Here is a 6,394-nt window from a genome sequence, read left to right as displayed (position 1 = left end):
GGCGGTGTGTCATTCAACAGATGCGTTGTCTGATACTCCGCTTTCGCGAGCAGGCTCGCTCCCACAGGGTTATGCGGTTTTTTTAAATCAGTCCAGATCCTTCGCCCCATGCCGCTCCGGCACCTGACTGTCTTCATCACCCCAGGTGCGATTCACTCGCTGCCCACGCATGACCGCTGGCCGCTTGGCGATTTCTTCGGCCCAGCGCTGCACATGGGTGTACTCGTGCGCCGCGAGAAATTCCGCCGCCGAGTAAACGTTGTTGCGCACCAGTTGCCCGTACCAGGGCCACACGGCGATGTCGGCGATGGTGTAATCGTCGCCGGCCAGATAGGCGTTGTCGGCGAGACGGCGGTTGAGCACATCCAGCTGCCGTTTGGCTTCCATGGTGAAGCGGTTGATCGGGTATTCGAGCTTCTCCGGCGCATATGCGTAGAAGTGCCCGAAACCGCCGCCCAGGTACGGCGCCGAGCCCATTTGCCAGAACAGCCAGTTGAGGGTTTCGGTGCGACCGGCCGGATCCTTGGGCAGCAAGGCGCCGAACTTTTCCGCGAGATACAGCAGGATCGAACCGGACTCGAACACCCGGATCGGCGGCTCGACGCTGCGATCCAGCAGCGCCGGGATTTTCGAGTTCGGGTTGACCTCGACAAAGCCGCTGGAGAACTGATCGCCCTCGCCAATGCGGATCAGCCACGCGTCGTATTCGGCCTCGCTGTGGCCGAGTGCGAGCAGCTCTTCGAGCATGATGGTGACTTTCACACCGTTGGGCGTGGCCAGCGAATACAGTTGCAGCGGATGCTTGCCGACCGGCAGTTCCTTATCGTGGGTCGGCCCGGCGATCGGCCGGTTGATGCTGGCGAAGTGGCCGCCGGAAGGAGCTTCGTGTTTCCAGACCTTGGGCGGAACGTAAGACGCATTGCTCATGAAACGGACCTCGTCGATGCTGGGAGAGAACAGGTAGACACCGTATCTCGAAAGGATTGAGAACACTACCTTGTGGGAGCTGGCTTGCCAGCGATGACGGCGGCACATCCAGCATCAATATTGGCTGACCCACCGCAATCGCTGGCAAGCCAGCTCCCACAGGTTCGGAGTCAGGCACAAATCTCCCGTGGGAGCGACCTGCTCGCGAAAGCGCCGGCAGGGTCGCCGCGCCTAACGGCTCCAATACCGCCCAACCGCACCCCCGACTCCCTGCACCGGATCTGTCTCAGGAAACGCCAGCCCCGCAATCCGCGCCAACTGCGCATCACTCGGCGCGGCCCGGCAAATATCCGCCTGCTGCCCCGGCGGATAAGCACCCACCACCAGAAAATCCTCACTTGATCCCAGATTGCAGTGCCCGGTCCCGGCCGGCAGCAACAACACATCCCCGGCACTGACGTCGACGACTTGCCCGCCAGGCCCGCCCAACATCAACCGCGCCTGACCGGCCGCCACGCCAAGCACTTCGTGGCCTTCAGTGTGGTAGTGGTGATAGTCATAAATGCCGTAGCGCCACTGCGCCGGCCAGCCATTGGCGCCGAAGGTCTGCTCGAAGCGCGCCGCCGGATCGTCGCCTTCAACGGCAATCGCGCTGCGGTAGATCAGCACCAGCAGACGCGGATTGTTCGGCACCCAGTCATTGCGTTGAAGCAGCAGGGTTTGTACTTCAGTCATGGCCCATCCTCCTTCGATCATTTCTCAATCGACCACAGAGCAGGGCGCACGCCTCAAAAAATCATTGCCGCGCAAACACGGCGGCGAAGTTCATGCCCGGACAAACCAGCGAAACTTCATCGCGCAGCGGGATGTCCAGACCCTTACATGTCTATGCAGCGGTAAATGGCGAGGGTCAAGATGACGATGACAGTTGGTGATTTTCTGGTTGAGCGGCTCAGCGAATGGGGCGTCACACGAATTTTTGGTTATCCGGGGGATGGCATCAACGGCGTTTTCGGCGCCATGAGCCGGGCCAAAGGCAAGATCGAATTCGTTCAGGCACGGCACGAGGAAATGGCCGCGTTCATGGCCTCGGCCCACGCCAAGTTCACCGGCGAGCTGGGCGTGTGCATCGCCACTTCCGGCCCCGGCGCTTCGCACCTGATCACCGGCCTCTACGATGCGCGCATGGACCACATGCCGGTGCTGGCCATTGTCGGTCAGCAGGCGCGCACGGCGCTGGGCAGTCACTACCAGCAGGAACTGGATCTGGTGTCGATGTTCAAGGATGTCGCCGGTGCGTTTGTGCAGCAGGCTTCGGCGCCGTCGCAAGTGCGCCATCTGCTTGATCGCGCGGTGCGCACTGCGGTCGGCGAGCGCCGCGTCACCGCGCTGATTCTGCCCAATGACTTGCAGGATCTGCCTTACGAACAACCGGCGCGCGCCCATGGCACCGCGCATTCCGGCGTCGGCTACAGCAAGCCGAAAGTCGTTCCTTATGCAGCCGATCTGCAACGCGCCGCCGAGGTACTGAACAGCGGCGAGAAAGTCGCGATTCTGGTCGGTGCCGGCGCGCTGGAGGCGACCGATCTGGTCATCGCCGTGGCGGAAAAACTCGGCGCGGGCGTCGCCAAGGCGTTGTTGGGCAAAGCCGCATTGCCTGACGATTTGCAGTGGGTCACCGGCAGCATCGGCCTGCTCGGCACCGAGCCCAGCTACAAGCTGATGAGCGAGTGCGACACCTTGCTGATGATCGGTTCGGGCTTCCCGTATTCCGAGTTTCTGCCCAAGGAAGGCCAGGCGCGCGGCGTGCAGATCGACTTGCAGCCGGACATGCTCAGCCTGCGTTATCCGATGGAGGTCAATCTGGTCGGCGATTCAGCGGAAACCCTCGCCGCGTTGCTGCCCTTGCTGGAACAGAAAACCTCGAACAAATGGCGCAAGAAGATCGAAGGCTGGCGCAGCAGCTGGGAGAAAACCCTGGAAAAACGCGCCATGGCCAAAGCCGATCCGGTCAACCCGCAACGAGTGGTCTACGAGTTGTCACCGCGCTTGCCTGAGCAGGCAATTATCACCAGCGACTCCGGCTCTTGCGCCAACTGGTTCGCCCGTGACCTGAAAATCCGTCGCGGCATGAAATGCTCACTGTCCGGTGGCCTGGCCTCGATGGGCGCGGCGGTGCCCTATGCGATCGCGGCGAAATTTGCTTACCCGGAACGCCCGGTCATTGCCCTGGTCGGCGACGGCGCGATGCAGATGAACAACATGGCCGAGCTGATCACTGTCGCCAAATACTGGCGGCAATGGCAGAGCCCGAAATGGATCTGCGCGGTGTTCAACAACGAAGACCTCAATCAGGTCACCTGGGAGCAGCGGGTGATGGAGGGCGATCCCAAGTTCGAAGCGTCGCAGAGCATCCCGGACGTGCCGTATCACCTGTTCGCGATTTCCATCGGCCTCAAGGGCATTTTCGTTGATCGTGAAGAAGAGGTCGCCGCTGCGTGGGAACAGGCACTCGCCTCGGAAGTGCCGGTGCTGATCGAGTTCAAGACCGACCCGAACGTGCCGCCGCTGCCACCGCACATCAAGCTTGAGCAAGCGAAGAAATTCGCCACGACCCTGCTCAAGGGCGATCCGGACGAAGCCGGGGTGATTGTGCAGACCGCCAAGCAGGTGTTGGGCGCCGTGTTGCCCGGGAAGAAATGACGGTGTGCGCTTGAACGAGTCAACCATCTACATCGGTTGCGCCGGCTGGAGTCTCGGGCGCGAGCACTGGCCGGCATTCCCCGCCGAAGGCACGCACCTGCAACGCTACGCCGCGCGCTTCAACTGTGTCGAAATCAACAGCTCGTTCTATCGCCCGCATCGCCGTCAGACCTACGAACGCTGGGCCGACTCGGTAGCGCCGGACTTTCGCTTCGCCGTGAAAGTGCCGAAGCTCATCACCCATGAACAGCGGCTGGCGGACAGCGCGGCCGCGCTCGATGAGTTTCTCGGGCAATGCCAGGGCTTGGGTGATCGACTCGGCTGCCTGCTGGTGCAACTGCCACCAAAACTCGCCTTCGATGCGCCGGTGGCCGAGGCGTTTTTTCATGCCCTGCGCGAGCGGTTCACGGGCAGTGTAGTGCTGGAGCCGCGACACGAATCGTGGACTGAGGCTGAGGCAATGCTGATGGAGCTGCAGATTGCCCAGGCGGTGGTCGATCCCTCGCGGATCAGCACCGACACCGCACCGGGTGGCTGGCAAGGCCTGCAGTATTGGCGCCTGCACGGCTCGCCACGGATTTATCACAGCGCTTATGAAGCGGCCTATCTGCAACAGCTTGCTCAGAACCTGCGGCGCGCGAAGGCCGACGGCAGAGACATCTGGTGCATCTTCGACAACACCGCCAGCGGTGCCGCCACCGCCGATGCACTGGCTTTGAAGGCGTTGATCGAAGGCGTTGAACGCTGAACGACGACGCTCTCGCCACCCACACAAACGATCCGGCTACAGGTAAACTCCGCGCACTTTTTCAAGGAGTTCACATGAGTTACTACCAGCCGGGCATTCTCGCCACCCCTGTTCCTGCCCAAGCACGTCATCTGTTTTTCGCCCTGGCGTCGGTTGAAGCCTTGCCGCAAGTGATCGACAGCCTGCTGATGCTGGTGGATGGCAAGTCGGCGGTGGTTGGCTTTGGTGAGTCGTTGACCAAGGCGCTGAATGTCGAAATCGCTGGCCTGCGCAGCTTCCCGGCGCTGACCGGCGTTGGCGTGAATAACCCGTCGACCCAGCATGCCCTGTGGATCTGGTTGCACGGTGTCGACCGGGGTGAGCTGCTCAACCGCTGCAACGCTATCGAAGCCGCGCTGGCCCCGGCCTTGCGTCTGGTCGAGATGCAGGAAGCCTTCCGCCACATGGACGGCCACGACCTTACCGGGTACGAGGACGGCACGGAAAACCCCCACGATGACGCCGCTGTCGCCGCCGCGCTGCTGAGCAGTGGCGCGGACGGGCTGGTCGGTGGCAGCTTCGCCGCGATCCAGCAGTGGCAGCACGACCTCAAGGGTTTTCATCGCCTGTCTGCCGGCGCCAAGGACGACATCATGGGACGGCGCTTGAGCGATAACGAAGAAATCGACGACGCGCCGATCTCCGCCCACGTGAAACGCACCGCGCAGGAAAGCTTTGCGCCGGAAGCGTTCGTGGTGCGCCGCTCGATGCCATGGATCGAAGGCGATCGCGCCGGTTTGATGTTCCTCGCTTTTGGTTTCTCGCTGGATGCCTTCGAAGCACAGCTGCGCCGTATGAGCGGTCTGGAGGACGGTATCGCCGATGGCTTGTATCAGATCAGCCGGCCAATCACCGGCGGCTACTACTGGTGCCCGCCGCTCAAGGACGGACGTCTTGATCTACGCGCGCTGCGCATCGGCTGAGGACTGCACATGAACGTGGTGCGCTGGGGCATGATCGGTTGCGGCAGTGTCGCTGAACGCAAGAGCGGACCGGCCTTTTACAAGGCGCCCGGTTCGGCACTGGTCGCAGTGATGGGCCGACGTCTCGAAGCGGTGACCGACTACGCCGCGCGCCACGGCATCAGCCGCGTCTACACCGATGTCGATGCGCTGATCAACGATCCCGAAGTGGACGCGGTGTACATCGCCACACCGCCCGACAGCCACCACGCCTACAGCCTGAAAGTCGCCGCCGCCGGCAAGCATTGCTGCGTGGAAAAGCCCATGGCGCTCAACGCCGGGCAAAGCCGCGAGATGCAGCAAGCGTTTGCCGCTGCCGGTCTGCACTTGTTCGTCTCGTATTACCGCCGCTCGCTGCCGCGCTTCGCTCAGGTGCGGCAATGGCTGGAGGAGGGGCGCATCGGCGATGTCCGCCATCTGAGCTGGACGCTGACCAAAGCGCCGTCGCCGGCTGATCTTGAGGGTCGCGATAATTGGCGCACCGACCCGGCGGTGGCTGGCGGCGGCTACTTTGCCGACCTGGCCAGCCATGGCCTGGACCTGTTCCAGTATCTGCTTGGCGACATCGTTGAAGTCGCCGGTTTCACCGCGCGTCAGGCGGGTCTGTACACGGCGGAAGATGCGGTCAGCGCCACCTGGCGGTTCGCCTCCGGAGCGCTGGGCATGGGCTGCTGGAACTTTGTTGCGGACCGGCGTGAGGATCGGGTCGAGATCATCGGCAGCAAAGGGCGCATCGGGTTTTCCGTGTTTGACGAGCATCCGGTGCAGCTGGATGCCGATGAGCAGATCAGCCTGGAGATCGCTCATCACGAGCATATTCAGTGGCATCACGTGCTGGGGATGAATGCGCATATTCGGGGTGATTCACAGCATCCCGCCGTGGCCGAGCAAGCCGTCAAGACCGATTGGGTCATGGACTGGATCCTCAAACGCTGAATAGCTCACGATCCCCGGTGGGAGCGAGCCTGCTCGCGAAAGCGGTGTGTCAGTCACGGAGGTGTTGACTGACAGAATG

The 6,394-nt window shown here is 62.3% G+C and carries 6 protein-coding genes; 4 read left to right on the top strand and 2 right to left on the bottom strand.

Features of this window, described 5'->3' with window-relative positions:
* Positions 1-87: 87 nt before the first annotated feature.
* On the bottom strand, positions 88-927 hold the full coding sequence (yghU, locus tag QMX86_RS26915; protein ID WP_016774444.1) for a glutathione-dependent disulfide-bond oxidoreductase: 840 nt from the start codon (positions 925-927) through the stop codon (positions 88-90).
* A gap of 231 nt (positions 928-1,158) precedes the next feature.
* Positions 1,159-1,662, bottom strand: coding sequence for a cupin (locus tag QMX86_RS26910; RefSeq protein WP_122751396.1), 504 nt, complete (start codon positions 1,660-1,662; stop codon positions 1,159-1,161).
* 180 nt (positions 1,663-1,842) lie between these two features.
* Here QMX86_RS26910 and QMX86_RS26905 point away from each other — a divergent pair, with 180 nt between their 5' ends.
* The 4 genes from QMX86_RS26905 to QMX86_RS26890 all read left to right on the top strand — a co-directional run bounded on the left by QMX86_RS26905 (position 1,843) and on the right by QMX86_RS26890 (position 6,315).
* On the top strand, positions 1,843-3,630 hold the full coding sequence (locus tag QMX86_RS26905; protein WP_041478664.1) for a thiamine pyrophosphate-requiring protein: 1,788 nt from the start codon (positions 1,843-1,845) through the stop codon (positions 3,628-3,630).
* A gap of 10 nt (positions 3,631-3,640) precedes the next feature.
* Positions 3,641-4,378 (top strand): DUF72 domain-containing protein, encoded by a 738-nt coding sequence (locus QMX86_RS26900; protein ID WP_273528617.1) that lies wholly within the window; start codon positions 3,641-3,643, stop codon positions 4,376-4,378.
* 74 nt (positions 4,379-4,452) lie between these two features.
* Complete coding sequence (locus QMX86_RS26895) at positions 4,453-5,340, top strand: Dyp-type peroxidase (RefSeq protein ID WP_122751398.1); 888 nt, start codon at positions 4,453-4,455, stop codon at positions 5,338-5,340.
* 9 nt (positions 5,341-5,349) lie between these two features.
* A complete protein-coding gene (locus QMX86_RS26890; protein ID WP_282387453.1) occupies positions 5,350-6,315 on the top strand; it encodes a Gfo/Idh/MocA family oxidoreductase in 966 nt (321 codons plus the stop codon).
* Positions 6,316-6,394: the final 79 nt, after the last annotated feature.

It is taken from the genome of Pseudomonas sp. PS01270, from assembly GCF_029959775.1.
Taxonomy (GTDB): Bacteria; Pseudomonadota; Gammaproteobacteria; order Pseudomonadales; family Pseudomonadaceae; genus Aquipseudomonas; species Aquipseudomonas atacamensis.
This window is presented reverse-complemented; position numbering and strand designations above follow the sequence as displayed.